General features: G+C 73.7%; 25 protein-coding genes. 10 read left to right on the top strand and 15 right to left on the bottom strand.

The window, feature by feature from the left end:
* The first annotated feature begins 19 nt into the window (after positions 1-19).
* Entirely contained in the window at positions 20-1906 is a 1887-nt protein-coding gene (locus tag ACIBEC_RS07780) for a regulator (protein WP_360492534.1), read from the top strand.
* Between the two features lie 275 nt (positions 1907-2181).
* Here ACIBEC_RS07780 and ACIBEC_RS07775 read toward each other — a convergent pair whose 3' ends face one another.
* Both ACIBEC_RS07775 and ACIBEC_RS07770 read right to left on the bottom strand, forming a co-directional pair.
* The gene (locus ACIBEC_RS07775; protein WP_360492531.1) at positions 2182-3513 is read right to left on the bottom strand and encodes an FAD-dependent oxidoreductase; all 1332 of its coding nucleotides are present in this window, start codon (positions 3511-3513) and stop codon (positions 2182-2184) included.
* A 444-nt stretch (positions 3514-3957) separates the two neighbouring features.
* Positions 3958-4863: a TIGR01777 family oxidoreductase gene (locus ACIBEC_RS07770; protein WP_360492528.1), complete on the bottom strand. Its 906-nt coding sequence runs from the start codon at positions 4861-4863 to the stop codon at positions 3958-3960.
* 63 nt (positions 4864-4926) lie between these two features.
* Between ACIBEC_RS07770 and ACIBEC_RS07765 the strand changes: the two genes are divergently transcribed.
* On the top strand, positions 4927-5424 hold the full coding sequence (locus ACIBEC_RS07765; protein WP_360492525.1) for a GNAT family N-acetyltransferase: 498 nt from the start codon (positions 4927-4929) through the stop codon (positions 5422-5424).
* Positions 5425-5559: 135 nt separating this feature from the next.
* The gene (locus ACIBEC_RS07760) at positions 5560-6648 is read left to right on the top strand and encodes a DUF2510 domain-containing protein (protein ID WP_360492522.1); all 1089 of its coding nucleotides are present in this window, start codon (positions 5560-5562) and stop codon (positions 6646-6648) included.
* A gap of 79 nt (positions 6649-6727) precedes the next feature.
* On the opposite strand, the gene ACIBEC_RS07755 is transcribed toward ACIBEC_RS07760, so the two are convergent.
* From ACIBEC_RS07755 to cobU, 7 genes are all read right to left on the bottom strand, one after another.
* Positions 6728-7243 carry a DUF4240 domain-containing protein gene (locus ACIBEC_RS07755; RefSeq protein ID WP_360493023.1) on the bottom strand — a complete coding sequence of 172 codons (516 nt, stop codon included), beginning with the start codon at positions 7241-7243 and terminating at the stop codon, positions 6728-6730.
* 186 nt (positions 7244-7429) lie between these two features.
* Positions 7430-9193 carry a 2-oxoglutarate dehydrogenase, E2 component, dihydrolipoamide succinyltransferase gene (gene sucB / locus ACIBEC_RS07750; protein WP_360492519.1) on the bottom strand — a complete coding sequence of 588 codons (1764 nt, stop codon included), beginning with the start codon at positions 9191-9193 and terminating at the stop codon, positions 7430-7432.
* 82 nt (positions 9194-9275) lie between these two features.
* The gene (gene lpdA, locus ACIBEC_RS07745; RefSeq protein ID WP_030061083.1) at positions 9276-10664 is read right to left on the bottom strand and encodes a dihydrolipoyl dehydrogenase; all 1389 of its coding nucleotides are present in this window, start codon (positions 10662-10664) and stop codon (positions 9276-9278) included.
* Positions 10665-11062: 398 nt separating this feature from the next.
* Positions 11063-12565 (bottom strand): leucyl aminopeptidase, encoded by a 1503-nt coding sequence (locus ACIBEC_RS07740; RefSeq protein WP_360492515.1) that lies wholly within the window; start codon positions 12563-12565, stop codon positions 11063-11065.
* 257 nt (positions 12566-12822) lie between these two features.
* Complete coding sequence (locus ACIBEC_RS07735) at positions 12823-13614, bottom strand: adenosylcobinamide-GDP ribazoletransferase (protein ID WP_360492512.1); 792 nt, start codon at positions 13612-13614, stop codon at positions 12823-12825.
* 147 nt (positions 13615-13761) lie between these two features.
* On the bottom strand, positions 13762-14877 hold the full coding sequence (locus ACIBEC_RS07730; RefSeq protein ID WP_360492509.1) for a nicotinate-nucleotide--dimethylbenzimidazole phosphoribosyltransferase: 1116 nt from the start codon (positions 14875-14877) through the stop codon (positions 13762-13764).
* Positions 14878-14905: 28 nt separating this feature from the next.
* Positions 14906-15490 carry a bifunctional adenosylcobinamide kinase/adenosylcobinamide-phosphate guanylyltransferase gene (gene cobU / locus ACIBEC_RS07725; RefSeq protein WP_396287786.1) on the bottom strand — a complete coding sequence of 195 codons (585 nt, stop codon included), beginning with the start codon at positions 15488-15490 and terminating at the stop codon, positions 14906-14908.
* Between the two features lie 97 nt (positions 15491-15587).
* On the opposite strand from cobU, the gene ACIBEC_RS07720 reads away from it, so the two are divergent.
* Positions 15588-15788, top strand: a complete 201-nt coding sequence (locus ACIBEC_RS07720) for a hypothetical protein (RefSeq protein ID WP_360262116.1) — start codon at positions 15588-15590, stop codon at positions 15786-15788.
* A 29-nt stretch (positions 15789-15817) separates the two neighbouring features.
* On the opposite strand, the gene ACIBEC_RS07715 is transcribed toward ACIBEC_RS07720, so the two are convergent.
* Together ACIBEC_RS07715 and ACIBEC_RS07710 are read right to left on the bottom strand one after the other, a co-directional pair.
* Positions 15818-16558, bottom strand: a complete 741-nt coding sequence (locus tag ACIBEC_RS07715) for a methyltransferase domain-containing protein (protein ID WP_360493020.1) — start codon at positions 16556-16558, stop codon at positions 15818-15820.
* Positions 16559-16716: 158 nt separating this feature from the next.
* Positions 16717-17316 (bottom strand): DUF3043 domain-containing protein, encoded by a 600-nt coding sequence (locus tag ACIBEC_RS07710; protein WP_360492506.1) that lies wholly within the window; start codon positions 17314-17316, stop codon positions 16717-16719.
* A 301-nt stretch (positions 17317-17617) separates the two neighbouring features.
* Here ACIBEC_RS07710 and ACIBEC_RS07705 point away from each other — a divergent pair, with 301 nt between their 5' ends.
* Complete coding sequence (locus ACIBEC_RS07705; RefSeq protein ID WP_360492503.1) at positions 17618-18421, top strand: PspA/IM30 family protein; 804 nt, start codon at positions 17618-17620, stop codon at positions 18419-18421.
* 37 nt (positions 18422-18458) lie between these two features.
* Positions 18459-18752: a hypothetical protein gene (locus tag ACIBEC_RS07700; protein WP_360492500.1), complete on the top strand. Its 294-nt coding sequence runs from the start codon at positions 18459-18461 to the stop codon at positions 18750-18752.
* A gap of 230 nt (positions 18753-18982) precedes the next feature.
* Here the strand turns inward: ACIBEC_RS07700 and nadA are convergent, their stop codons facing one another.
* Positions 18983-20167 (bottom strand): quinolinate synthase NadA, encoded by a 1185-nt coding sequence (nadA, locus tag ACIBEC_RS07695; RefSeq protein ID WP_360492497.1) that lies wholly within the window; start codon positions 20165-20167, stop codon positions 18983-18985.
* Positions 20168-20387: 220 nt separating this feature from the next.
* On the opposite strand from nadA, the gene ACIBEC_RS07690 reads away from it, so the two are divergent.
* From ACIBEC_RS07690 to ACIBEC_RS07680, 3 genes are all read left to right on the top strand, one after another.
* Entirely contained in the window at positions 20388-21311 is a 924-nt protein-coding gene (locus ACIBEC_RS07690; RefSeq protein WP_360492494.1) for an NADP-dependent oxidoreductase, read from the top strand.
* A 157-nt stretch (positions 21312-21468) separates the two neighbouring features.
* Positions 21469-21933, top strand: a complete 465-nt coding sequence (locus tag ACIBEC_RS07685; protein WP_360492491.1) for an Lrp/AsnC family transcriptional regulator — start codon at positions 21469-21471, stop codon at positions 21931-21933.
* A gap of 196 nt (positions 21934-22129) precedes the next feature.
* Positions 22130-23512 carry a pyridoxal-dependent decarboxylase gene (locus ACIBEC_RS07680; protein ID WP_360492488.1) on the top strand — a complete coding sequence of 461 codons (1383 nt, stop codon included), beginning with the start codon at positions 22130-22132 and terminating at the stop codon, positions 23510-23512.
* 72 nt (positions 23513-23584) lie between these two features.
* On the opposite strand, the gene ACIBEC_RS07675 is transcribed toward ACIBEC_RS07680, so the two are convergent.
* Positions 23585-24445 (bottom strand): GNAT family N-acetyltransferase, encoded by an 861-nt coding sequence (locus ACIBEC_RS07675; protein WP_360492485.1) that lies wholly within the window; start codon positions 24443-24445, stop codon positions 23585-23587.
* A 248-nt stretch (positions 24446-24693) separates the two neighbouring features.
* On the opposite strand from ACIBEC_RS07675, the gene erpA reads away from it, so the two are divergent.
* Positions 24694-25047 (top strand): iron-sulfur cluster insertion protein ErpA, encoded by a 354-nt coding sequence (gene erpA / locus ACIBEC_RS07670; protein WP_189915188.1) that lies wholly within the window; start codon positions 24694-24696, stop codon positions 25045-25047.
* Between the two features lie 84 nt (positions 25048-25131).
* Here the strand turns inward: erpA and ACIBEC_RS07665 are convergent, their stop codons facing one another.
* Positions 25132-25821 carry a hypothetical protein gene (locus ACIBEC_RS07665; RefSeq protein ID WP_360492482.1) on the bottom strand — a complete coding sequence of 230 codons (690 nt, stop codon included), beginning with the start codon at positions 25819-25821 and terminating at the stop codon, positions 25132-25134.
* Between the two features lie 167 nt (positions 25822-25988).
* Positions 25989-26195, bottom strand: coding sequence for a hypothetical protein (locus ACIBEC_RS07660; RefSeq protein WP_360492479.1), 207 nt, complete (start codon positions 26193-26195; stop codon positions 25989-25991).
* Positions 26196-26320: the final 125 nt, after the last annotated feature.

The following is a 26320-nucleotide window of genomic DNA, read 5'->3' as shown; positions in this document are numbered from 1 at the left end:
CCGAGAGGTGTTGACAGACATGCCCCAACGGCCTGCAACCGACAGCCCGGCGTACGGACCGCTCGACCCGCTCGGCCAGCACCGAGGTCCGGTCGGCCGGACCCTTCCGGACGCCCCCGACGCCCTGGCCCCCGACGCCCTGACGGGCGACACGCTGACCGCCGACGCCTCGACCGCCGACGAACTGCGGCTGCCCTCGCAGGCCACACCCGACCGGCACGAGACCCCCGCCACCCCCGCGCCCGCGCCCGCGCGGAGCACCGGCCACTCCGGCCCGGCCCCGCAGAACGGCCAGCTCGCCGCACTGATCGAGGAGGCCGGCTTCTCGCACGCCGGCCTGGCCCGCCGGGTCGACCAACTGGGCCTGGAGCACGGCCTCGACCTGCGCTACGACAAGACCTCGGTCACCCGCTGGCTGCGCGGCCAGCAACCCCGCGGCGCCACCCCGGCCCTGATCGCCGAGGTCTTCACCCGCCGCCTGGGCCGCCGCCTCACCGCCCAGGACCTCGGCCTGGACGCCTGCGCCCCGGTCTACGCCGGCCTCGAGTTCGCCGAGACCCCGCAGGAGGCGGTGGACATCGTGGCGAGCATGTGGCGCAAGGACAACGGCCCGCAGTCCGAGCTGCGCCGGATCGCCTTCACCCCGGCCGGCCTGGTCGTCCCCAGCCGGGACTGGCTGATCGGCCGCACCGACGAGCGCGTCGCCCGGGACGGCTCCACCCTGGCCCGGACGGACACCGCCGCCGGCCCGCCGTCCGCCGGCACCACCTCCGCCGCCATCACCGGCGCGCCCGCGCCGAGCGCGCCCGGCGCGTCCCCGGTGGGCCCGGCGCGCGGCCCGGCCGCGGGCCTGCCCGGCGCGCCGCCCACCGCGCGCAGCACGGCCGGGACGACCGGCACCGCCCCCACCATCGGCCGGGTGCCCATCCAGAGCCGCCGCCCACCGGTCGCCGTCGAGCCGCCGTACACCGACCCGGCCCGCGAATCCCGCCCTGCCCTGCGGGTCGGCCGCGGCGACATCGCCGCCATCCGCGCCGTCGGCGACCTCTTCCGCGCGCTCGACCACGCCTACGGCGGCGGCCACGCCCGCCAGGCGCTGGTCCGCTACCTGGAGAGCGAGGCCGAGCCGATGCTGCGCGGCCGCTACGGCGAGCAGATCGGCCGGGCCCTGTTCGGCGCGGTCGCCGATCTGACCCGGCTGGCCGGCTGGACGTCCTTCGACATCGCCGCGCACGGCCTGGCCCAGCGCTACTTCGTCCAGGCGCTGCGCCTGTCCCAGGCCGCCGGGGACCGCGCGCTCGGCGGCTACGTGCTGGTGACGATGAGCCAGCAGGCCGTCCACCTCGGCCACGGCCGGGAGGCGGTCCAGCTCGCCCGGGTCGCCCAGCAGGGCGTGGGCACCGCCGTCCCCCCGGTGGTCCAGTCGCTGATGCACGCCGCCGAGGCCCGCGGGCACGGCCTGCTGGGCGACGTCCGGTCCTGCACCACCGCCCTGGTACGCGCCGAGCGGGCCCTGGCGGCGGCCCGCACCGGCGACGAACTGCCGGCCTGGGCACGGTACTTCGACGAGGCGCAGCTCTCCGACGAGTTCGCCCACTGCTACCGCGACCTGCAGCAGTGGCGCACCGCCGCGCAGCACGCCGAGAAGTCGCTGCGGCTGCGCTCGCCCGCGTACGCGCGCAGCCGGATCTTCTGCCGGCTGGTGCTGGCCACCGCCCGGCTCGGCATGGGGGACCTCGACGAGGCCTGCGCCATGGCGACCGACGCGCTGCGGGCGGCGGGGGAGATGCGCTCGGCCCGCTCGCTGGAGTACGTCCGGGACTTCCACCGCCGCCTCACGCCCTACCGCGGTAGCCCGGTGGCCCGCGCCTTCGAGGAGACGGCCCGCCAGGCCGGGGTCATCTGACCGTTCGGGGTCCGGGCCGGGCGCTCACCAGCTCTCGGCCCGGACCCTCGGCCTGCCCCCGGCCGCCGCCCCGACAGCCGCGCGCCACCCCGCACCCGCTGCGCCGCCCCAGCACCGACGGCATTCCGGCGCCGACCAGCGCCGCCGCGGTCGAGGACGCCAGGTGCCCGGCTTCCACCTCGATGGTGGTGACCACCACGGGCCGGGGAGTTGCCGCTGAGCAGCACGGCGATCGCGATGATCGGCCCGAATTCGCCGACCGCCCCGGTGGCCCCTCAGGCCGCCGCCTCCGCCTCCCGCGCGTCGGCCGGGACGCCGAGGTCGCGCAGCACCGCCCGCGCCGCTCGCCGCCCGGAGACCAGCGCGCCCTGCACGGTGCTGGTGTCCCGGTGGTCCCCGGCGACGTACAGCCCGGCCACCAGGCGCACCGGCCGCCGGGTGTTGTGCGGCGGCGGCATCGCGGGCAGCGCGTCCGGGACGTGCCGCACGCTGAGGAACTGCCAGCCCGCCGTCGAGGTGCCGTACAGCTCGGCGAGCCGGGCCCGGACGGCCGGTTCCAGTCCGGCCGGGCCGCCCGCGTCGAAGGCGCGCCGCCCGAGCACGGTGGTGGCGACCAGCGTCTGGCCGGCCGGGGCGTAGGACGGGTGCAGCTCGCTGAGCACCAGCGAGTGCGAGACCAGTGGCGGGTGCCCGTTCGGCCGGTCGCCGTCGAGCAGCAGCACGGCCTCGCCCACCGGCGGGTGGTCGGCCGCGTGGTAGAAGGTCGTGACGGGGTGGAAGTCCGGCAGCCGCAGGCCGGGCAGCAGCTCGGTGGCGGAGCGGGCGTCGGTGGCGACGATGACGGCCTGGGCGCCGGTCCGCCCGTGGTGGAGGGTCTCCACGCCGTCCGCGGCGATCGAGGTGACCTGGACCCCGGTGTGGACGGTGCCGGCGGGTAGCGCGGCGGCCAGCTGGGCCGGCACCGCGGCGATCCCGTCGGCGGGCAGACAGAGCCGCCCGCGCGCGTACGAGCGCAGCACCAAGTCGGCGACCCGGCTGCTGGTGCCGAGCGCCGGGTCGCTGAGCAGGGCGCTGAGCAGTGGGCGCAGGAAGCCGTCGACGGTGCGCGGGGCGAGTCCGTGGCCGGTCAGCGCACGGGCGGCGGTGGTCTCCGGTCGGGCCTGCAGCCGGCCGATCGGGGTGGCGGCGAGCCGACCGAGCCAACTGCCCAGCCGGGCCTTGTCCAGCGGGCTGCCGAGCGGGGCCCGGGTGGCGGCCTGTCGGGCGGCGGTGAGCTGCGGGTCCCCGGTGCGGTACCGGCGGCCGCCGCTGTGCACCAGTACGCCGGGTGCGAGCGGGCGCAGGTCGAGGCGGTCGAGGTCGAGCGCGCGGCGCAGTTCGGGGAAGGCGGTGTTCAGCAGGTGACTGCCGTCGTCGAGCCGGAAGCCGTCCAGCTCGCGGGTGGCCATCCGGCCGCCGATCCGGTCGCTGCTCTCCAGGATCCGAACGGCGAGGCCGTGGCCGGTGAGCGCGCGGGCGGCGGCCAGGCCCGCGAGTCCGGCGCCGACCACGACGACGTCCGGGTCGGATGGCCGACGGGCGCGGCGGGTGAAGTCGTACGTGGGCACTGGCGTGCTCCCTCCCTGGGCCCGGGGCTCCGGCCGACGCAGGCAGCGGGGTGCCGGGACACGGTTCGAGGAGGGTGATGCCCAGTCAGTGTGAGCATCAGACAAGCACATCGGGCCGGATTCGGGGGCCGGCGGGGGTTGTGCGGCACCGGGCGGGGGCGCGGTCACGGACAGTGCGCCGTGGTGGCCGGGTTCGGGGGTCGGCGGGCGCGTACGGTCACCGGGGGCGTGCGACGCGCCCGCCATGTGCTCCCGTGCGCCCCCTCCCGGAGCCCCGTCCGACCCCCGCCCGGCATATGCCCCTGGCCAGCGCGGATGCCGTAGCCGGAGGTACGCACGGGGCCCGGCACGCGTACGTCACGGCGCCCGCCGGCACGGCGCTCCGAGCACCACCGCCGTCACGGCGCTCCGAGCACCGCCACCGCGCCGCGAGTACCGCCGCCGTCACAGTGCCGCGAGCACCGCCGAGTACACGTCCGGGTGCGTGAAGCGGAAGCCCGCGTCCGACAGCCGCCGTGGCACCACCCGGTGGCTGCCGACCACCTCCACGGCCAGCTCGCCGAGCACCACCTTGAGCACCGCCTCCGGCACCGGGAACGGCGTCGGCCGCCGCAGCGCCCGCCCGAGCGCGGCGGTCAGTTCGGCGTTGGTCGCCGGGTTCGGCGCCGTCAGGTTGAAGGCGCCGGACAGGTCGTCGTGGTCGATCAGAAAGCGCAGCGCGGCCACCTCGTCGTGCAGCGAGATGAAGCTCCAGTACTGCCGCCCGTTGCCGAGCCGCCCGCCCAGGCCCATCCGGAACAGCGGGAACAGCCGCCCGCCCGCCCCGCCGCTCGAGGACAGCACCATCCCGGTGCGCGGGTGGACGACCCTGATTCCGGCCCGCTCGGCGGGCCTGGCGGCGGCCTCCCACTCCAGGCAGACCTCGGCCAGGAAGTCGTCGCCGGCGGGGGAGTCCTCGTCGATCACCCGGTCGCCGGTCTGCCCGTACCAGCCGACTGCGGAGGCGCTCACGAAGACCCGGGGCGGCTCCTTGAGCTCGGCCAGCGCGACGGCCAGCGTCTCGGTGCCGTAGACCCGGCTCTCCCGGATCTCCCGCTTGTAGGCGTCCGTCCAGCGGTGGTCGCCGACCCCGGCGCCGGCCAGGTGCACCACCGCCTGGACCCCGGCCAGCCCGTCCCGCTCGACCTCTCCGAGCAGTGGGTTCCAGCCGATCGCCGTGCTGCCGTCGGGCTGTGGGCCCGTCCTGGACCGGTGCCGGACCAGCCGGACCACCTCGTGGCCGTCCGTCAGCAGGGAGCGGACGAGGGCCGAACCGATCAAACCCGTGGAACCCGTGACAGCGATGCGCATGCGCTCATCCTCGCAGCTGGAATTGCCTGTCACCTTCCCAGGCGTCTCATTAGCATGACGCGCATGTTCGACGACGATCTGATCATCCGTCCGGCACGGCCCGAGGACGAGCGCGACCTCGCCGTCCTCAATCGCGCGGCCTGGTCGGTCCTGTCCGATGTCTCCCCGCAGCCCCCCGAGGAGGACGGGCTCTTCGACGAGCGGCGCACCCCCGAGCAGTTCCTGCTCGCCGTCCTGGACGGCCGGCTCGTCGGCTACGTCCGCCAGGTCCCGGCCACCCCGCTGGTCGCCAACCGGCACGTCCGCCAGATCCAGGGCCTGGCCGTCGACGGCACGGTCCGCGGCCGGGGCATCGGCCGCCGGCTGGTCGAGGCGGCCTGCGACACGGCCCGGACCGAGGGCGCCCGGAAGATGACCCTGCGGGTGCTCGGCTGGAACGCCCCGGCCCGCCGCCTCTACGAGAGCTGCGGCTTCGTCGTCGAGGGCTCGCTGGTCGAGGAGTTCCTGATCGACGGCTCCTACGTGGACGACATCTGGATGGCCCGCCGGCTGGCCGACTGAGCGCCCGGCTTTCCCGGCGGTCGGTCAGCTCCCGGGCGGCGTGCGGAAGCGGCGCGGAAGCCGGTGCGGCGGCGGTGCAGAGTCGTGACGGTCCCGCCCTGTCTGGACCGCCGCCACGCCGGGTACCGTACGCCCGTGAGCAACTCGACGCCTCCCGGGTGGTACCCGGTCCCGGGTGCGGACGGCACCCCCGGTCACGAGCGCTGGTGGGACGGCAACGCCTGGACCAGTGAGGTCAGGCCGCTCCAGGGCGGTGCCGGACAGCTCTCCGACGCCCCCACGCAGACCTGGCAGCCCTCCGACCAGAAGCCCGGCTACGGCTACCCGGGCGGCTCGCCGGCGCCCGCCTACGGCTACCCGGGCCAGGACGGTTCCCCGGCCCCCGCCTACGGCTACCCGGGCCAGGACCCCTACCAGGGCCAGGGCGGGTACCCGGGCCAGGCCGGCTACCCGGCGGCCCAGGGCGCGGGCTACGGCTACCCCGGGCCGGGCTACCCGCCGCCGCCCGTCAAGAACAAGTCCGGCGTGATCATCGGCGGCGCCGTCACCGTGCTGGTCGTGGGCGGGATCATCGCCGGGATCATGCTCAGCGGCGGCGGCAACGACCCGAAGGCGGACCCGACCCCGAACCCCACGGTCACCGTCACCCAGAGCGACGGCCCCACGCCGAGCCCGACCCGGCCCACCACCAGCCCCACGGTGTCGCCGCCCAAGCCCGCGCCGGTCCTCAAGAGCACCGTCCCCGACCCGCAGCACGCGATCACCATCCCGGTCTACGACGGCTGGGACGCGGCGACCGACTCGGCGCACTCGACGGTCTTCCTCGGCACCGGCCGTTACACCTGCCCGGACGGCAACTCCTGCATCCGCGGTCAGTTCTCGGTGGAGAAGAACACCGTCCAGGGCGACACCCCCAAGGCGGCCGCCGACGCCACGATGCCCACCTATGCGGGGCAGATTTTCACCGGGATCACCTCGCACACCGACTACGGCTCCGGCTACGTCAGCGTCGCCGGTGTGCTCGGCTACGCCACGCGCTGGCACGTCCGCACCTCGGACGGCACGCAGGGCTACGTCCTGCTGGCCGCCGTCCCGGCCAAGGGCGGCGGCTACGTGGTCTTCGAGGGCGGTGTGGACGACAACCCGGCGGCGCCGGACGCCTCGGTGCTGGACCAGATCCTCAAGGGCGTCCAGCAGGACAGCTCGTCCGGCAGTTCCACCTGAGCACCGGGCCGGCCCCCGGCTGAGAGCCGAGGGCCGGGAGCCGGGAGCCGGGAGCCGGAGGCGGGGAGCCGGGGCGGCCTCAGTCCCCGTACCGCTCCCACAACTTGGGGAAGCGCTTCGCCATGACGTCCGGGTCGTCGAAGTCCAGCGTCGCCCCGGACGGCCGTCCGGCCTGCCGCCCGCCCACCTCGGGCAGCGGCAGCCCGGTCAGCTGCTCGTACGCCTCGTCGGCGGCGTAGCCGATGTCCTCGGCCTCGCCGTCCTCCTCCTCGTCGAACTCGGGCAGCAGGTCGGCCAGGTCGTCCGGCTCGGCCAGTCCGCCCTCGAAGACCTCCCGGCCCTGGGCGATCAGCCAGCAGCGGAAGTAGTCGAAGGTGTCCTCGGAGGCGCCGTCCAGCAGCAGGTAGGCCGCGCCCCACAGGTCGTACTGGTAGGCGCGCTGGAACCGGGCCTCGAAGAGCCGGGCGAAGTCGATCACATCGTCCGGGGTCAGTCTGACGAGCCGCTCCACCAGCCGGTCGGCCTGCTCGTCGGGATCGCCGTCGGCGGCGTCCCGTGTGTCGTCGATGATCTGCCAGAAGTCCGTCTCGTCCATCACCGCTCAAGCATCCCCGTTCGGCCGCGTCCGCGCATGCCATGACCCGGCGCGGCCCGGGCCGAAAACGGGGGAACGGGCCTGGAAACGGCCGAGCAGGGCCGGGAAGGGCGCGACGGGGGCCGGAAACGGCGGAACCCCGCGCCGTCCGGAGACGACGCGGGGTTCCGCAGGACCGTGGAGGGGTCAGAGGCCGAGCTCGACCTCGAACTCGCCGGCCTCCAGGATCTCCTTGACCGCGACCAGGTAGCGGGCGGCGTCGGCGCCGTCCACCAGGCGGTGGTCGTAGGAGAGCGACAGGTAGGTCATGTCACGGATGCCGATGGCGGTGCCGCCGTCGGCCTCGATGACCACCGGGCGCTTGACGGTGGCGCCGATGCCCAGGATGGCGGCCTGGTTCGGCGGCACGATCACGGTGTCGAACAGCGCACCGCGCGAGCCGGTGTTGCTGATGGTGAAGGTCGCGCCGGACAGCTCGTCCGGGGTGATCTTGCTGTCGCGGACCTTGCCGGCCAGCTCGGCGGTCTTCTTCGAGATGCCGGCGAGGTTGAGGTCGCCCGCACCCTTGATGACCGGGGTCATCAGACCCTTCTCGGAGTCCACCGCGATACCGATGTTCTCGGTGTCGAAGTAGGTGATGGTGCCCTCGGCCTCGTTGATCCGGGCGTTGACGACCGCGTGGGCCTTCAGCGCCTGGGCAGCGGCCTTGACGAAGAACGGCATCGGGGACAGCTTCACGCCCTCGCGGGCGAGGAAGGAGTCCTTGGCCTTGCCGCGCATCGCCATGATCTTGGTGACGTCCACCTCGACCACGCTGGTCAGCTGCGCCTGCTCGTGCAGGGCCTTCATCATGTTGTCGCCGATGACCTTGCGCATGCGGGTCATCTTGACCGTCTGGCCGCGCAGGGCGGACGGCGCGGCGGCGGCCTTCGGCGCGGCGGCCGGGGCGGCAGCGGCGGCGGGGGCCGGAGCGGCCTTGGCGGCCTCCGCGGCGGCGATGACGTCCTGCTTGCGGATGCGGCCGCCGACGCCGGTACCGGCGACGGAGGACAGCGCGACGCCGTGCTCGGCGGCGAGCTTGCGCACCAGCGGGGTGACGTAGGCGTCACCGTTGTCGGCAGCCGGAGCGGCCGGAGCAGCCGGGGCAGCGACTGGAGCCGGGGCGGCAACCGGGGCGGCAACCGGGGCGGCAACCGGGGCCGGAGCAGCCGGAGCGGCGGCGACCGGGGCCGGGGCAGCCGGAGCAGCCGGGGCCGGAGCGGCCACCGGAGCCGGGGCAGCGACCGGAGCCGGAGCGGCAGCCGGGGCCGGGGCGGCGGCGACCGCACCCGCGGCGCCGATCAGCGCGAGCTGGGCGCCGACCTCGGCGGTCTCGTCCTCGCCGACCAGGATCTTCACCACGGTGCCGGCGACCGGCGACGGGATCTCGGTGTCGACCTTGTCGGTGGAGACCTCGAGCAGCGGCTCGTCGACCTCGACCGTCTCACCCTCGGCCTTCAGCCAGCGGGTGACGGTGCCCTCGGTGACGGACTCGCCCAGGGCGGGCAGCAGCACCGGGGTGGCGTCGCCGGCCGGAGCAGCCGGAGCGGCGGCGGCCGGGGCGGCCGGAGCAGCCGGGGCCGGAGCGGCGACCGGAGCCTCGGCAACCGGGGCCGGGGCGGCGGCGGGCGCGGCCTCGGCGACCGGGGCCGCAGCGGCGGCCGGGGCACCGGAGCCGTCGTCGATGATCGCCAGCTCGGCGCCGACCTCGACGGTCTCGTCCTCGGCGACCTTGATCGAGGAGAGGATGCCGGAGACCGGGGCCGGGATCTCGGTGTCGACCTTGTCGGTCGAGACCTCGAGCAGCGGCTCGTCGACCTCGACACGCTCACCCTCGGCCTTCAGCCAACGGGTGACGGTGCCCTCGGAAACGCTCTCGCCCAGCGCGGGCAGTGTTACTGAGACCGCCATGGTTTCAGCGACTCCTATCAAGTCTTGCGTACGGGAAGTACTTGCGTACGGGAAGTACCGGAAAAGGTGGGGTGGGGCGCGATCAGTCGTGCGCGTGCAGCGGCTTGCCGGCCAGCGCCAGGTGCGCCTCGCCCAGGGCCTCGGACTGGGTCGGGTGCGCGTGGATGAGCTGCGCGACCTCGGCCGGCAGGGCCTCCCAGTTGTAGATCAGCTGGGCTTCGCCGACCTGCTCGCCCATGCGGGCGCCGACCATGTGGACACCGACCACGGCGCCGTCCTTGACCTGGACGAGCTTGATCTCGCCGGCGGTCTTCAGGATCTTGCTCTTGCCGTTGCCGGCCAGGTTGTACTTGAGGGTGACGACCTTCTCCTTGCCGTACAGCTCGACGGCCTTGGCCTCGGAGATGCCGACGGAGGCGACCTCGGGGTTGGAGTAGGTCACGCGCGGGACGCCGTCGTAGTCGATCGGCACCGGCTTGAGGCCGGCCAGCCGCTCGGCGACCAGGATGCCCTCGGCGAAGCCGACGTGGGCCAGCTGCAGGGTCGGGGCGAGGTCGCCGACGGCGGAGATGGTGGGCACGTTGGTGCGCATGTACTCGTCGACCAGGACGTAGCCGCGGTCCATCGCGACGCCGTTCTCCTCGTAGCCGAGGCCGGCCGAGACCGGGCCGCGGCCGATGGCGACGAGCAGCAGGTCGGCGTCGATCTGCTTGCCGTTCTCGGTGGAGACGCGGACACCGGTCTCGGTGTACTCGACGCCCGAGAAGCGGGCCTTCAGCTCGAACTTGATGCCGCGCTTGCGGAACGCGCGCTCCAGCAGCTTGGACGAGTTCTCGTCCTCGAGCGGGACGAGGTGCGGCAGCGCCTCGACGATGGTGACCTCGACGCCGAAGGACTTCCAGACCGAGGCGAACTCGACGCCGATGACGCCGCCGCCGAGGATGACGGCCGACTTCGGGATGCGGTCGAGCTTGAGGGCGTGGTCCGAGGAGATCACGCGGTTGCCGTCGATCTCCAGGCCCGGGATCGAGCGCGGCACGGAACCGGTGGCCAGGACGATGTGGCGGCCTTCGATGCGCTGGCCGTTGACGTCCACCGAGGTCTGCGAGGAGAGCTTGCCCTCGCCCTGGATGAAGGTGACCTTGCGGGACGCCACCAGGCCCTGCAGGCCCTTGTACAGGCCGGCGATGACGTCGTCCTTGTACTTGTGGACGCCGTTGATGTCGATGCCCTGGAAGGTGGCCAGCACGCCGAACTCGGCGGCTTCCTTCGTCTCGTCCGCGATCTCCGCGGCGTGCAGCAGCGCCTTGGTCGGGATGCAGCCGCGGTGCAGGCAAGTGCCGCCCAGCTCACCCTTCTCGACCAGGGCGACGCTCAGGCCCAGCTGAGCGGCGCGGAGCGCCGCGGCGTAACCGCCGCTTCCGCCTCCGAGAATGACTACGTCGAAAACGGTGCTGGCGTCGTTCGCCACGTCACGTCCTCCATGCAATGGGGTGGGTCGCCGGGCCGGTACGGTCCGGTGGGTCGGAAGCCTTTGTGAGGCGCCCAGTCGTGCCGGAAATACATCTTCGCACTTGTTCGCGGTGGCTGATGTCCGGGCCCACCCCAGGGGTGTCCCGCAGAGTGGTCACCGGGGCGGGAATACCCCCCACGGATGGGCATCATTGCAGCTCAGCGCGGTGTTGACAGCCGCCGGACGGGCGTCTTCCGCCCTGTCCCGCCCGGGCTCTTCCGCAGTGTGGAACAAAGTTTCGCCCGCAGCGAACAGGGCTGCGCCCTGACGCCCCGGCCTACTCGCAGGTAACCCGGCCGGAACGCCGACGGGGCCCGGCGCATCCGCGCCGGGCCCCGTCGCAGCGGGCTGCCTGATCAGGCCTTGCCGTTCGCCGTCCGCTCGGCGAAGCGGACCAGGGTGCGCACCGCGCTCGCGGTGCCGCCCTTCGGGGTGTAGCCGAACGGAGCGCCCTCGTGGAACGCCGGCCCGGCGATGTCCAGGTGCGCCCAGTCGATGCCCTCGGCCACGAACTCCTTCAGGAACAGGGCGGCCACCAGGCCGCCGCCCATCCGCTCGCCCATGTTGGCCAGGTCGGCGATGGTCGACTCGGTCATGCCCTTGCGCAGGTCGGCGGGCAGCGGCATCGGCCAGGACTGCTCGCCCACCTCGCCCGCGAGGACGTGCAGGTCGTCGCGCAGCTCGTCGCTGTTGGACATCACGGCGAAGGTGCGGTTGCCCAGGGCCAGCACCATGGCGCCGGTCAGGGTGGCCACGTCGACGATGACGTCCGGGTTCTCCTCGCCGGCCCGCACGATGGCGTCGGCCAGCACCAGACGGCCCTCGGCGTCGGTGTTCAGCACCTCGACGGTCTTGCCGCCGTACATCCGCAGCACGTCGCCCGGGCGGGTGGCGGAGCCGGACGGCATGTTCTCGGCCAGCGCCAGCCAGCCGGTCACGTTGACGGCCAGGCCCAGCCGCTTGGCGGTGACCACGGCGGCGAGCACGGCGGCGGCGCCGGCCATGTCGCACTTCATGGTCTCGTTGTGGCCGGCCGGCTTGAGCGAGATGCCGCCCGAGTCGTAGGTGATGCCCTTGCCGATGAACGCCAGGGTGGCCTTGGCCTTCGGGTGGGTGTAGGCCACCTTCACCAGACGGGGCGGGTTCGTCGAGCCGTTGCCGACACCCAGCAGGCCGCCGTAGCCGCCCTTGGTCAGCGCCTTCTCGTCCAGCACCTCGACCTTGAGGCCGTGCTCCTTGGCGGCCGCCTGCGTGATCGCGGCGAAGCTCTTCGGGGTCAGGTCGTTCGGCGCGGTGTTGACCAGGTCGCGGGCGCGGTTCATCTCCTCGCCGAGCGCGGCGGCCCGCTCCACGGCGGCCTTGGCGTCCTTGCTGCCCTTGCGGGCGGCCAGCACGACCAGCTCGCCGACCGGCTCCTTGCCGTTGCCGTTGCCCTTGTACGTGCCGAAGGCGTACGAGCCGAGCAGACCGCCCAGCGCGACCGCCTCGACCTCCGCCGCGGACTCGGCCGGCAGGGCCAGCGCGGCCTTCTTGGCGCCGGCCAGCGTACGGGCGGCGACACCCGCGGCGCGGCGCAGCGCCTCCAGCCCGTAGCCCTCCTCGCCGGCCTCGCCGAGGCCGACCGCGAGCACGAGCGCGGCCTTCAGCCCGGCGGGGGAGGGAACCTTCACGGCCTCGCCCTCGGCGCCGGTCGCGCCCAGGGTGCTGAGGACCTCGGCCAGCTTGCCCTCGAACGCCTCGTTCACGGCCTCGGCGCCGGGCGCCAGCACGATGCCCTTCGGGCCCTTGGCGACACCGACCACCAAGGCGTCCGCGCGCAGCGAGGCGGCGGAGGAGGTGCTCACAGACAATGCAGTCACGTAATGCGTCCTGTTCTTTCGCGGTCCACGGCCGGTCGCGGCGCGGCTGCCGCACCGGCGCAGCCCGCCGTCGAAGGCCGTCCGCCGGCGGGCCTCCGGGTCCGGGGCCCCTGGCTGTGCGCGGCCGCCGGAGCGGCCGCGCACACCAGAGGCCCCGGCTCCACGGTGCGCGCCGGGCGGGCAGGACCTGCCACGGTGCAGGGCTGCGGTGCTTCACGCATGGTAGTCCGCATGGTGGGATCACGCGCCGCCCGGTGTCAGCCGAGCAACGCCAGGGCGAACAGCGTCCCCGTCGCGGCGGTCTCCGCCATCGCCCCGAGCACGTCCCCGGTGATTCCGCCGAACCGGCGCACACACCGCCCCAGCAGCAGTCGGGCGCAACCGGCCCCGCATACAAGGGCCAGTGGGAGGCGGAGGGCTGACCATCCGTCGAACAGTCCGAGCGCGGCCAGGACGAGCGCCGCACCGGCCGTCCCGGCGACCGCCCCGGCGGGCGTCACCGTGCTCGCCACCATCGCGCCGAGCCCGCCCGGCCGGGCGGCCGGCACCGACCGCAGACAGCCCCAGGCGAGCGCGCACCGGGCGGCCGTCGCCGAGGCGAGCACCGCGAGCGCGCCGCGCAGCGGCGAGTGCCCCAACTGTCCGGCCAGCGCGGCGATCTGGGCCAGCAGCACCAGGACCAGGGTCAGCACACCGAACGGGCCGATGTCGGACTGCTTCATGATCCGCAGCGCGTCCTCGGCCGGCTTCCCGCTGCCCAGCCCGTCGGCGACGTCCGCGAGGCCGTCCAGGTGAAGTCCCCGGGTCAGCCCGGCGAGCACCCCCACCGCCGTCGCCGCCCCGAGCAGCCCGCCCGCCCGCCAGGCCACCAGCGCCCCGGCCCCGGCCGCCGCCGCCCCCAGCACCAGGCCCACCACCGGCGCCGCCACCATCGCCCGCGCCCCCGCCGCCCGGTCCCACCGCTCCACCCGCACCCGCAGCACGGACAGCGTCCCGAACCCGAACCGCAGCCCGTCCCCCCAGGTGGCCCGACCACCGTGGTCCCTCATCGCCTCACTCCTCACCGCACCCCACACGTCACCGCACCCCACACAGCAGAATCCCCGCGCCCCACCAGGGACGCGGGGAACCGCGCGAGCAGGAAGGCCAGCGCCGCCACCCGAGCTGCGACGCTCAGGTACGGGCGACCCCGCCGCCTACAGCTTCCGCAGCAGATCCGCCGCCGACGGCAGCTTCGGCTGCTCCTTCGGCGCCGCCGGCACGTACGGCTTCGGTGCCTCGTCCGCGAGGGCGTCCCCCGCCGCCTGCAGCAGCGGCAGCGCCAGCAGCGCTCCGACGCCCTCGCCCATGGTGATGCCCTGGTCCTGCAGCGGCGTCAGGGTGAGCCGGTCGTACGCCTTCGCCTGCGCCGGTTCGCCGCTGGACTGCCCGGCCCGCCACCACTCCGGCGCCCGGAAGGCGATCCGCTGCGCGACCAGCGCGCAGGCCGCCGCGACCACGCCGTCCAGCACCACCGGCAGCCGCCGGACGGCCGCCTGCAGCAGAAAGCCGGTGATCGCCGCGAAGTCGGCCCCGCCGGTGGCGCGGAGCAGTGCGAGCTGGTCGCCGAGCACCGGCCGGGCCCGTCGCAACGAATCCCGGATGGTGGCGCACTTGACCATCCACACCCGATCGTCGATCCCCGAGCCGCGCCCGGTGACCGCCGCCGCGTCCGTTCCGCACAGCGCGCCGACCAGGACGCCGGCCACCGTGGTGGAGCCGACCCCGAGGTCGCCGAGCAGGACCAGGTCGGTACCGGCGTCGGCCTCCTCGTCGGCGACGGCCATCCCGGCCCGGAAGGCCCGGGCGGTCTCCTCCGGGGTGAGGGCGTCCTCGACGTCGATCCGTCCGGAGCCGCGCCGGATCCGGTGGGCGACCACCTCGTCCGGGAAGTCGGCCGGGTCGGTGTCCACCGCGACGTCGACGACCCGCACCTCGGCGCCGTAGCGCGCGGCCAGCTTGGCCACCGGCGCGGTGCCGTCCAGGACGGCCCGCACCCGGGCCGCGGTGCCGCCTTCGGCGGGCATCCGGGAGACGCCGAGCGCCGCCACGCCGTGGTCGGCGGCGAACAGCAGCACCTTGGGCGCCGAGACCGGCCGCACCGGGGAGCGCCCCTGTACGGAGGCCAGCCAGCTGCCCAGCTCCTCGAGCCTGCCGAGCCCGCCGCGCGGGCGGTCGGCTGCCTGCCAGCGCTCCTCGGTGGCCCGTCGGGCGCTCTCGTCGGGGCGCTCGACGAGGGAGGAGAACGTATCGAGATCCACGGTCGTGTCCATCGTCCGGAAGGCTACACGCCGAAGATGTTCAGTCCGTGGCTGGCTTGACGTCCGGCTTGATGGTCAGCACTTGCCCGGCCACGACCAGCAGGACCCGCTCCGAGGCGTCCGCCACGGCCATGTTGAGCCGGCCCAGGGTGTCGCGGAAGCGCCGCCCGGCGGCGGTGGCCGGGACGACGCCCATGCCGACCTCGTTGCTCACCGCGACGACCGTCCGCCCGGTGGCCGCCCAGGCCTTCGCCAGCGCCTCGCAGCGCCGCTGCACCGCGCTCTCGCCCCGGTCCGCCCAGGCCTCGTCTTCCCAGGCGTCGCACTCGTCCATCACGGCGGTCAGCCACAGCGCCAGGCAGTCGATCAGCACCGGCGCCGGGTCGGCGGTGTCGGCCAGCACGGCCTCCAGGTCGCAGGTCTCGGCGGTGCGCCAGCTCGCCGGCCGGCGGTCCCGGTGCAGGGCGACCCGCTGGGCCCACTCGGCGTCGCCGTCCCGGGTGCCGCCGGTGGCCACGTACAGGACGTCCGGGCGGTCGGCGAGCAGCTGCTCGGCGCGGGTGGACTTGCCGGAGCGGGCGCCGCCGAGCAGCAGGGTGCGGGGGAGCGGGGGGTGGGTCGCCATGCCGCCCATCCTGCCGGACGAGGCATACGGAAGATCGGGCCGGGCAAGCTAAGGTGCGCAGCGACACAGGCAGTGTCGTCAGTGGGAGGAGCCGGGCATGGCGTGGACGTGGCGGTACGAGAAGGCGGACGGCAGCGCGGTGACGCCCGGCGGCAGCCAGGAGGAGTTCGCCGGCCAGGGGGACGCCGAGACCTGGATCGGGGAGTCCTGGAAGCAGCTCGCGGAGGACGGCGTCGACACCGCGGTGCTTCTGGAGGACGACCGGGTCGTCTACGCGATGAGCCTGCACGAGGAGTGAGCCCCGGTCGGGGAGGGCCCGCGAGGGCCCTACTTCGCCCCGATGACGTGCAGTAGCGCGGCGACCTGCCGGTACGGGTCGGTGCGGCCGGCCCGGTCCTCGGCTTCCAGCAGCTGGGCCAGCTGGCGCCCGTCCACCGGCGGGGCCGCGTCGTCGGGGGCGTTGTCGGTGAAGACCCGCACGCCGTACCAGTGCCGCACCGGCACCGACACCTCGGAGAGGGTGACGGAGAGGTCGGCGAGCCGGTCGGCGCGGGCGGCCAGCCCGAGCCGGTTGTAGTACCGGTCGCTTTCGAAGGCGTGCAGTGCGGCCCGCCAGTCCCCGGCGGCGGCGGGCCGCAGGGCGAGCGCGTCGCGGTTGCGGACCAGCAGCGAGAGCAGTCCGCCGGGCGCCAGCAGCCGGGCCAGCGAGGCGATCATCGGGTCCGGGTCGGGCAGGTACATCAGGACGCCGTGGCAGAGCACCACGTCGAAGCTGCGCGGGCCGAACCAGCGCCCGCACTGGTGGCCGTCGCCGCTGAGCAGCTGCAGCCGGCCGCGGACCTCCGGCGGCTCCTCGGCGAGCGCCCCCTGGGCGACGCCGAGCGCGACCGGGTCGGAGTCGATCCCGGTGACGTAATGGCCGGCCCGGGCCAGCCGCAGGGCCTGGGTGCCCTGGCCGCACCCGATGTCCAGGACCCGCTGCGCGCTGCGGCCGGTCAGCTGCTCGGCGAGCTGGCGGGAGACGAGTTCCTGGCGGACGAAGTTGCGCAGTCCGCCGAGCCGGTCCAGCCAGGCGGCGGTGCCGCCGGCGAAGGACCCGCTGCGCGAGGGCAGTCGGCGCTCCTGGGCCAGCCGGTCGTGGCCGCCGTGGCCCTGCCCCGGAAGCGCGTACAGGCCGGGCCCCTCCCAGGAAGGCGGGGCCCAGCCGGAGTCGACCGGTTCGGCGGTCAGGGCTTCTCCCCGCGCCGCACCTGCGGCTTGGGCAGTCGCAGGCGGCGCATCTGCAGGGTGCGCATGATGCCGTAGGCGATCGCGCCGCGGGTGTTCTCGTTCGGGAAGCGCGCGGCGAGCTGCTTGCGCAGACCGAGGCCGAGGCGGACGAAGTCCAGGATCACGAAGACGAAGAACAGCAGGAACAGCAGCGTCGAGAGGATCTGGATCTGGCTCACCTTGATGATGCTGAGCACCAGGATGACCACGGCGGCCGGCAGGAAGAACTCGGCGAGCGACCAGCGGGCGTCCACGTAGTCGCGGGCGAACTTGCGCACCGGGCCCTTGTCACGGGCCGGCAGGTGCCGTTCGTCGCCGTTCACCAGGGCCTGGCGCTGCTTCTCGCGCTCGCCCCGCATCCGGTCCCGCGACTGGCGCGCGGCCTCCTTGCGGTCCTTGGGCACCGTCACCCGGGTGCGACGGTGGGCCTCGGCCTCGTTGCGCTTGGGGGTGGGGCGGCCCTTCTTGGCCTCCGGGTGGCGGGCCTGGGTCGTCTCGTCCTGCTTCTCCAGCACGGTGGCGGAGGCGGCGGCATCATCTGAACGGCGTCGGAACACACCACCAGCGTACGGGGTGCGGAGCCGCTTCCACGGGCGCCCTCGGACCCAAACGCATATCGATACCGCGAGACGGCCGCCCGAACCGGGTTTCCCGGGGACTTCCCGTAGGGGATCAGTCGGATGGAGGATGGGAGGGATGAGGGGCGGATCCACCCGGGGGAGGAGGAAACACCCCTGGTCGCTGTAGCAGTCTTGTTGCAGGCAGGTGCGCTGCGGCGAAGGGCTCGCTGCACATACACTCGTCGTGTCTGGTAACGAGATAGAGACCGCAGGCCGGAGAAGGGGGCACCCGAGGCCCATGAGCGACGGAATCATGAAGCGTATGGGGTTGATCTTCCGCTCCAAGGCGAACAAGGCCTTGGACCGGGCGGAGGATCCCCGTGAGACGCTCGACTACTCCTACCAGAAGCAGCTCGAACTGCTGCAGAAGGTACGGCGTGGTGTCGCGGACGTCGCGACCTCGCGCAAGCGCCTCGAACTTCAGCTGACCCAGCTCCAGCAGCAGTCGGCCAAGTACGAGGACCAGGGTCGCAAGGCACTGTCCCTCGGCCGCGAGGACCTCGCCCGCGAGGCGCTGACCCGCAAGGCCAACATGCAGTCCCAGATCACCGATCTGGAGACGCAGTACCAGCAGCTGCAGGGCGAGGAGGAGAAGCTCACCCTCGCCTCCCAGCGGCTGCAGGCCAAGGTGGACGCCTTCCGCACCAAGAAGGAGACCATCAAGGCGACCTACACCGCCGCCCAGGCGCAGACCCGCATCGCCGAGTCCTTCTCCGGCATCTCGGAGGAGATGGGCGACGTCGGCCTGGCCATCCAGCGAGCCGAGGACAAGACCGCCCAGATGCAGGCCCGGGCCGGTGCCATCGACGAGCTGCTCGCCTCCGGCGCGCTCGACGACGCCAGCGGTCTCGGCCGCAAGGACGACATCGAGGCCGAGCTGGAGCGCGTGGCCGGCGGGTCCGACGTCGAGCTGGAGCTCGCCCGGATGAAGGCCGAGCTGTCCGGCGGTCCCACCTCGGGCCCGGCCGCGATCGAGCAGGGCAAGCCGGAGGCCCAGCCGCAGCAGCAGCAGGACACCCCGCGCATCAACTACAACAAGTGATCTGAGCTCGACCCCACGAACCAGGGAGACGCACGGCATGATCATGAGGGTCATGGGTGAAGGGCAGTTCGAGGTGGGCGAGAGCCACCTGAACATGCTCAACGAGCTCGACGCCGAGCTCGTCACCGCACTGGAGTCGGGGGACGAGGAGCTCTTCCGCCTGGCCTACGGCAAGCTGCTGGACGCGGTGAAGCAGTACGGCACCCCGGTGCCGCTGGATTCGCTGGAACCGTCCGAGCTGATCCTGCCGAGTGCCGACGCGACCATCGACGAGGTCCGTGACCTGCTGATGGCCGACGGCGAGGGCGTGATACCGGGCTTCCCCGAGTAGCTGCGGCTGCTGCCAGACGAAAGGGCGGGCCCCCTCCACGTGGAGGGGGCCCGCCCTCAGTCTGTTACTCGCCCGCTCGCCTCCGGGGCGCTCTGGCCCGGTGTCGACGGTCGGCGCTCCAAGGCCCTCGTTCCTCGGGCCTCCTCGCTTCTCCCTTTCGGCACCGGCGCGCCCCTTCGGCTCGGGGCGGGGACTCGCCCGCTCGCCTCCGGGGCGCTCGGGGCGGGTGCCTACGGCAGGGCCAGCATCCGGTCCAGTGCCGCCTTGGCGTACTTCTCGGTCTCCGGGTCGACGGTGATCACGTTCGGCACCCGGCCCTCGACCAGCGACTCCAGCGCCCAGACCAGGTGCGGCAGGTCGATCCGGTTCATGGTGGAGCAGAAGCAGACCGCGCGGTCCAGGAAGACGATCTCCTTGTCCGGGTGCGCCTTGGCCAGGCGGCGGACCAGGTTGAGCTCGGTGCCGATGGCCCACTTGGAGCCGGGCTCGGCGGCGTCCAGCGCCTTGATGATGTACTCGGTCGAGCCCACCATGTCGGCGGCCGCGACGACCTCGTGCTTGCACTCGGGGTGGACCAGGACGGTCACGCCGGGGATCCGCGCGCGGACGTCGTTCACCGAGTCCAGGCTGAACCGGCCGTGCACCGAGCAGTGGCCGCGCCAGAGGATCATCTTCGCGTCCCGCAGCTGCTCGGCGGTCAGCCCGCCGTTCGGCCTGTGCGGGTTGTAGACGACGCAGTCGTCCAGCGAGAAGCCCATGTCGCGCACCGCGGTGTTGCGGCCGAGGTGCTGGTCGGGCAGGAAGAGGACCTTCTCGCCCTGTTCGAATGCCCACTCCAGCGCGCGCTTGGCGTTGGAGGAGGTGCAGATGGTGCCGCCGTGCCGGCCGGTGAAGGCCTTGATGTCGGCGGAGGAGTTCATGTACGAGACCGGGACGGTCACGTCGGCTATGCCGGCGTCGGTCAGCGCGTCCCAGCACTCGGCGACCTGCTCGGCGGTGGCCATGTCGGCCATCGAGCAGCCGGCCGCGAGGTCCGGCAGGACGACCTGCTGGGCCTCGGTGGTGAGGATGTCCGCGGACTCGGCCATGAAGTGCACGCCGCAGAAGACGATGAACTCGGCCTCGGGGCGGGCCGCCGCGTCACGGGCGAGCTTGAAGGAGTCGCCGGTGACGTCGGCGAACTCGATCACCTCGTCGCGCTGGTAGTGGTGGCCGAGGATGAAGACGCGGTCGCCGAGTGCGGCCTTCGCCGCCCGGGCGCGCTCGACGAGGTTCGGGTCGGAGGCCGGGGGGAGGTCACCGGGGCAGTCGACGCCGCGCTCGCTGTTCGGGTCGGCCTCGCGGCCGAGCAGCAGCAGAGCGAGCGGCGTCGGAGTGGGGTCGACGCCGGAGGTCTCGGTGATGGTGGTGGTCACGGGCGGGTGCCCTTCTGTGCGGCCGATCGAGCGGTGAAGCCTTTTCGTCTAACTGACGCTATCTATGATAACCGGTTAGCGTCAGAGTGACGATGGCCATCCTGTCGATGTGACGAGAACCGCTCGACGAATCGGACCCCCGGCGGGGCCGGATGCCCGGTTTGGGGGAGTCCGGGCGTGGCCGAATCGATATTTCCAAGCTTCCGGGTATGGCTGAGCCATGAAAGCAATCGCGATCAACCGCTACGGCGGCCCCGAGGTGGTGGAGTACACCGATCTGCCCGATCCCAAGGTCGGCCCGGACTCGGTCCTGGTGGAGGTCCGGGCGGCCGGGGTGAACCCGGTGGACTGGAAGGTCCGGGACGGCGCCCTGGACGGCGTGCTCGACGCGCACTTCCCGATGATCATGGGCTGGGACGTGGCCGGCGTGGTCCGCGCGGTCGGCGGCGGCGTCACCGAGTTCGCCCCGGGCGACGAGGTGTACGGCTACGTCCGCAAGGACGCCGTCGAGCACGGCACCTACGCCGAGCTGGTCTCCGCCCCGGTCCGCACCCTTGCCCGCAAGCCGGCCGCACTGGACTGGGTGCAGGCCGGCGGCCTGCCGCTGGCCGGGCTCACCGCGCTACAGGGCCTCAGGGCGCTGCGGCTCGCCGAGGGGGAGACCGTCCTGGTGCACGCCGCGGCGGGCGGGGTCGGCCACCTGGCGGTGCAGCTCGCCCGGGCCTTCGGCGCCCGGGTGATCGGCACCGCGGCCGAGCACAACCACGACTACCTGCGCGGCCTCGGCGCCGAGCCGGTCAGCTACGGCGAGGGCCTGGCCGACCGGGTCCGCGCGCTGGCCCCCGACGGCGTGGACGCGGCCCTCGACCTGGTCGGCCGCGGGGCCGTCCAGGTCTCGGCGGGCCTGGTGGCCGACCCGGGCCGGATCGCCTCGATCACCGACTACGGGGTCAAGGCTCTCGGCGGCCGGTACGTCTGGGTCCGCCCGGACGCCGACGGCCTCGCCGAGCTGGCCGCGCTCGCCGACGACGGCCGGCTGACCGTGACCGTGGCCTCCACCTTTCCGCTGGCCCAGGCCGCCTCCGCCCAGGCGCTCAGCGCCGAGGGCCGTACCCGGGGAAAGATCGTCCTCCTGGTGGCGTGACGGCCTCCGGCCCGTCATCCGTCGGCGGTGACCTCGTTCAGGTCATCCGCCAGAATGGGTGGCGAACCGTTTCGGCAGTGGCCGCCGCAGTGACAGTGGCAGCCCGCCGCCGCGACGCGCCGCCGAACCCTCGCACGACCCGTGGAGCCCCGCACCGATGAGCAGCAGCCGAGCGCACGAGGTGGTCGGGACCGACCTGGACGAGACCGACCGGCTCCTGCTCGCCCGGCTCGGCCGCGACGGCCGCGCCTCGTACGCCGAGATCGGCCTGCAGGTGAACCTCTCCGCCACCGCCGTGCGCCGCCGGATCGACCGGCTGCGGGCACGCGGCGTGGTGCGGGGCTTCACCGTGGTGCTCGACCCCGCCGTCCTCGGCTGGCAGACCGAGGCCTTCGTCGAGGTCTACTGCCGCGAGCGCACCGCCCCCGAGGAGATCCTCGCCAGCCTGCGCCAGTTCCCCGAGGTCATCGCGGCCTGGACGGTCACCGGCGACCCGGATGCCCTGGTCCACCTCAGGGCGGCCGACATGCGCCATCTGGAGGCCGTCATCGAGCGGATCCGGCGCGAGCCCGGAGTCCAGCGCAGCCGCTCCTCGGTGGTCCTCTCCCAGCTGATCGGCTGACGCCCGGGCGGTACGCAGGAATCCTGCGCGGACCCACCCGAAGACGCTCGAAACCTGCCTGACCAGCCGCGTTCCGACGCGCGGCGAAGCACTCCGGCTGCCTACGCTGATCACGTCCGGTCGTCGCGGTGAAGCCCCCCCGCCGACCGGGCCGGATCCACACCCCCCGACACCCCACAGCCGAGAGGGACCCGCCGTGTCCGCAGCCTCCGACCGCATGCACCGGCCCGACAACGAACTGGTCGACCTGGTTTTCGACTACATGCGGGAGCGGCTGCAGTACGACCCCGTCCCGCTCGACCACCCCGGTGACGGCGAGCACCTGCGCACCCAGCTGGCCGGCCTGCTGAACCAGGACGGCAACAACCCGGCCGACGTGCTCAAGCTCTACGACCACGAGCTGTCCCGCGCGGTCATCTCCGCCGACAGCCCGCGCTACCTGTCCTTCATCCCGTGCGCCCCGACCAAGGCCGCGCTGCTGTTCGACATGGTGGTCTCCTGCGCCTCGCTGCAGGGCATCTCCTGGCTGGAGGCGGCTGGCGCGATCGCCGCCGAGAACCAGGTGCTGCGCCTGATCGCCGACCGCGCGGGCATGCCCCAGTCGGCCGGCGGCACCTTCGTCTCCGGCGGCTCGGCGGGCAACCTCTCCGCCCTCGTGGTCGCCCGCGACACCGCCCGCCGCCGCCTCGCCGAGCAGGGTCGTCCCAGTGGTCCGGAGGTGCGGCTGCGGATAGCCGTCGCCGACCAGGTGCACTCCTCGGTCAAGAACACCTTCAACATCATCGGCGTCGAGGCCTTCAAGGTCCCGACCGTGAACCGGCAGTTCACCGGCGAGGCCCTGCGCGCCGCGCTGGCCGCCGACCCGAACCCGGAGACGGTGATCGCCGTCGTCGGCACCGGCGGCACCACCAACGAGGGCATCATCGACGACCTCGCGGGCCTGGCCGAGGTCGCCCGCGAGCGCGACCTGTGGTTCCACGTGGACGGCGCCTACGGCGGCGCGGGCCTCTTCGCGCCCTCGGTGCGCGAGCGCTACAACGGCATCGAGCACGCCGACTCCTTCGTGGTCGACCCGCACAAGTGGCTGTTCGCCCCCTTCGACTGCGCCGCGCTGATCTACCGCAACCCGCAGCTCGCCCGCGCCGTGCACACCCAGGACGCCTCGTACCTGGACGTCCTGCACACCGAGGGCGACGAGTGGAACCCCACCGACTACGCCTACCACCTGACCCGGCGCGCCCGCGGCCTGCCGCTCTGGTTCTCGCTGGCCGTGCACGGCGTCCAGGCCTACACCGACGCCATCGAGGCCGGCCTCACACTGGCCCGGGACACCGCGCAGCTGATCCGCGAGACCGACCACCTGGAGCTGCTGTTCGACCCGCAGCTCTCGGCGGTCTGCTTCAAGCGCACGGGTTGGACCAACGACGACTACTACCGCTGGTCGCAGCAGCTGCTCGCGGACCAGATCGGCTTCGTCACTCCCACCGGCTGGGACGGCGAGACGGTCGCCCGCTTCGCCTTCCTGCACCCGGGCACCACCATGGAGATGGTCCGGGAGATCCTGGACACCATGGTCTGACCGGGGCCCCGAGGCTTCCGCGCACGGCCCCACCGGGCTCCCGGTGGGGCCGTCGCGCGTTCCCGACCGCCGCTACAGGAACGCCCCGCTCGGCAGGTACGGCATCGGCGGCCGCATCCCGCGCGCCCCGACGAACCCGGCCGCCCGCGGGGTCAGCCCGACCTCCAGCCCGACGTCCAGCGCCCACTCCTGCTCCGCGGTCAGGAACTCCACCCTCGCCTCGACCCCGTCCGGCACCCGGGCCAGCGCCTCGCGCAGCAGCCGGGCGGCGATCCGCTTGCTGGTGGCCGCCAGCAGCCGCACCGCGCCGCCGTCCCGGTAGCAGTAGCCGCTGCCGGCCAGCGCGTCGGCGATCAGCAGCTCCTCGAAGTGCCCCAGCATCAGCTCGTGGTCGGGCCCGTGCGCGGACCCGCGCAGCCGCCGGTCCACCGAGTCCAGCAGGTGCAGGTGGGTGGCGTTGCCGCGGTGCACCGGAATGTCCCCGGGGTCGATCAGCCCGTTCCGGTCCACCCGCCCGGCCAGCCGCATCGCCGGGTGCAGGGTGAACCCGGCCAGCCGGTAGCGGCGCGCCGCGGCGGGGGAGTCCGAGGCGCAGACCATCCCTCGCAGGCAGCCCCGCGCGTGCGTCGCCGCCCGTTCGAGCAGCAGCCGCCCGACGCCCTTGCCCTGCGCGGACGGCCGGACCGCGTACAGGGACGGCGTCCACAGGCCCTCCCGGCGCATCGACAGGACCACCCCGACCGGTTCCCCGCCGATCGACGCCAGCCAGCAGCCCCCGGGGTCGGTGCGCGCCAGGTGCCTGGTCCTGGCCAGCTGCAGGGGCGTCGGCCCCGGCGCCGGTCCGGCCTCGGCGGGGTCGGCGAACGCGGCGGCGGACAGCTCCTGGACGGCCTCCGCGTCCGCGGCGGTGTCCCTGACCGGGCGAAGGATCATGGGCACCATCCTGGCGTCCGACTGGCCGCCGCGGGGCCGGTTCAGCCGGATCCGGGGCTCGGGCGGTGACCGGTCCGGCCAGGGTTGTGCGAGCATGGGGAGCGTAGGGGACACGGGTGGTACACCCGGCCCACGGAAAATCCGCCGCGAAACAGGCCGAAGAAATCCATCGCCGCCCGGGAAATGAATCCGGACGGACGGTGGTTGGCACTGGCGGCAGAACCGTCGTCAAGACCGGGAGAAAGCAGATGACCGTCCAGGACGAGACCACCGTCGAGAGTGGCATCCTCCTTACCGATGCCGCCGCGGCCAAGGTCAAGGCCCTGCTGGAGCAGGAAGGCCGCGAGGACCTCGCGCTGCGCGTCGCCGTCCAGCCCGGTGGCTGCTCCGGCCTGCGTTACCAGCTGTTCTTCGACGAGCGCTCGCTCGACGGCGACGTGCTCAAGGATTTCGACGGTGTCAAGGTCGTCACCGACCGGATGAGCGCCCCGTACCTGGGCGGCGCCACCGTCGACTTCGTCGACACCATCGAGAAGCAGGGCTTCACGATCGACAACCCGAACGCCACGGGCTCCTGCGCCTGCGGCGACTCGTTCAGCTAAGTCGGCTGCGAAAAGGCGGCCCCGGGTGCTCCCGGGGCCGCCTCTTCGTTTTCCTGGCGCCGTAGGGCTCGTACGGCAGGGCTCCTACTGGCCGGCGACGTCCGGGGTCACCGGGTCCGGCCCGGAGTGCGGCTCGGCGTCCAGCGGCAGCTCCTGGCCGCTGGTCTTGTCGACCACCGTCCGCCCGGTCAGCGGCGAGCGCAGATCGGCCGACACCGACTGCCGCTTGGCCAGCGCGTTGCAGACCTGCCCGGGGCCCACCGTGGGCGGCCCCGACACCACGGTGACGTCCACCCGGCCCGGCTGCGACTCGTCCGCCTTCAGCGCGTACTTGGTGCAGACCCCGCCGAAGAAGTAGACGGTCAGCTTGGTGGTGCCGTCCACCCGGTAGGCCACCGGCGGGCGCGCGGGCGCGGCCGAGCCGTTCGGGTTCGGCTCGCCCGGCGCGATCCCGTTGACCGGCGGAGTGCCCGGCGTCGCCTGCCCGGGAGCGGGCGAGCCCAGGGTGGGGGAGAAACCGGTCGGCGGCGTCTGCGGCGGCGTCCCGGCGCCCGCGGGGCTCCCCGTCGGGGCCGCGGACGGGTCGCCGGAGGGTGTCGGGGCCTGCGGGGAGGCACTCGCCGAGGCGGAGCCGGTGGCCGCGCCGCTCGTCGCCGAGTCCGAGGCGGACTTGCCGTCCCCGTTGCACCCGGCCACCGTCACCACCGCCGCCAGCGCCAGACCCGCCAGGGCCATCGCCCGCCGACCGCGCCGGGGCATCGTCTCCAGATCCATCTGCACATCCTCCCGAGAGCTCAGCGGTGCCGCCTCCTCGGCCGCTCCGCGCGGATGTGACGTGCCCCGGACGGATCCGGTTCCGCTCCGATCCGGCCAGATTTCGATCCGGTCCCGCTGTGCTCCGGTCCCACTGTGGTCCGGCCGGGTCTCGATCCGGCTCCGGCTCAGAAGCCGTACTCGGCCATCCCTGCGACCACCCGCTGCGCCCCGGACGGGACCCGGAAGCCGACGGACGCGGGGGCGGTGGGCTCCGGGCCGGCCGCCAGCAGCGGCCAGAACCGGCGCAGCCGCCGGGAGGAGTCCAGCAGGGCGTCGAGGGTCTCGCCGTCCTCGGCCCGCAGGCCAGGCAACGGGGAGTGTTCGGTCTTCATCGGGCATCGCTCCGATCCAGAGCCGTGGCCGCGCTGCCACGGTCGACGTCGGGGCCCACCCGCGCGGCGGGCCTCCTGGGGCCGACCCTAGGCCGGGCCTCGTCCCGCCCACCAGTGCTACCCGG

Origin of the sequence: Kitasatospora sp. NPDC051164, assembly GCF_044455625.1 — a bacterium.
In the GTDB taxonomy this organism is placed as follows: domain Bacteria; phylum Actinomycetota; class Actinomycetes; order Streptomycetales; family Streptomycetaceae; genus Kitasatospora.
This window is presented reverse-complemented; position numbering and strand designations above follow the sequence as displayed.

Coding starts and splice junctions, on each gene's coding strand:
- ACIBEC_RS07735 (WP_360492512.1), bottom strand. CDS start 13,614: ATGAGGGACCACGGTGGTCGGGCCACCTGGGGGGACGGGCTGCGGTTC.
- ACIBEC_RS07770 (WP_360492528.1), bottom strand. CDS start 4,863: ATGCGCATCGCTGTCACGGGTTCCACGGGTTTGATCGGTTCGGCCCTC.
- ACIBEC_RS07700 (WP_360492500.1), top strand. CDS start 18,459: ATGATCATGAGGGTCATGGGTGAAGGGCAGTTCGAGGTGGGCGAGAGC.
- ACIBEC_RS07705 (WP_360492503.1), top strand. CDS start 17,618: ATGAGCGACGGAATCATGAAGCGTATGGGGTTGATCTTCCGCTCCAAG.
- cobU (WP_396287786.1), bottom strand. CDS start 15,490: ATGGCGACCCACCCCCCGCTCCCCCGCACCCTGCTGCTCGGCGGCGCC.
- ACIBEC_RS07780 (WP_360492534.1), top strand. CDS start 20: ATGCCCCAACGGCCTGCAACCGACAGCCCGGCGTACGGACCGCTCGAC.
- ACIBEC_RS07685 (WP_360492491.1), top strand. CDS start 21,469: ATGAGCAGCAGCCGAGCGCACGAGGTGGTCGGGACCGACCTGGACGAG.
- sucB (WP_360492519.1), bottom strand. CDS start 9,193: ATGGCGGTCTCAGTAACACTGCCCGCGCTGGGCGAGAGCGTTTCCGAG.
- ACIBEC_RS07675 (WP_360492485.1), bottom strand. CDS start 24,445: ATGATCCTTCGCCCGGTCAGGGACACCGCCGCGGACGCGGAGGCCGTC.
- ACIBEC_RS07665 (WP_360492482.1), bottom strand. CDS start 25,821: ATGGATCTGGAGACGATGCCCCGGCGCGGTCGGCGGGCGATGGCCCTG.
- ACIBEC_RS07730 (WP_360492509.1), bottom strand. CDS start 14,877: ATGGACACGACCGTGGATCTCGATACGTTCTCCTCCCTCGTCGAGCGC.
- ACIBEC_RS07765 (WP_360492525.1), top strand. CDS start 4,927: ATGTTCGACGACGATCTGATCATCCGTCCGGCACGGCCCGAGGACGAG.
- ACIBEC_RS07690 (WP_360492494.1), top strand. CDS start 20,388: ATGAAAGCAATCGCGATCAACCGCTACGGCGGCCCCGAGGTGGTGGAG.
- erpA (WP_189915188.1), top strand. CDS start 24,694: ATGACCGTCCAGGACGAGACCACCGTCGAGAGTGGCATCCTCCTTACC.
- ACIBEC_RS07755 (WP_360493023.1), bottom strand. CDS start 7,243: ATGGACGAGACGGACTTCTGGCAGATCATCGACGACACACGGGACGCC.
- ACIBEC_RS07660 (WP_360492479.1), bottom strand. CDS start 26,195: ATGAAGACCGAACACTCCCCGTTGCCTGGCCTGCGGGCCGAGGACGGC.
- ACIBEC_RS07720 (WP_360262116.1), top strand. CDS start 15,588: ATGGCGTGGACGTGGCGGTACGAGAAGGCGGACGGCAGCGCGGTGACG.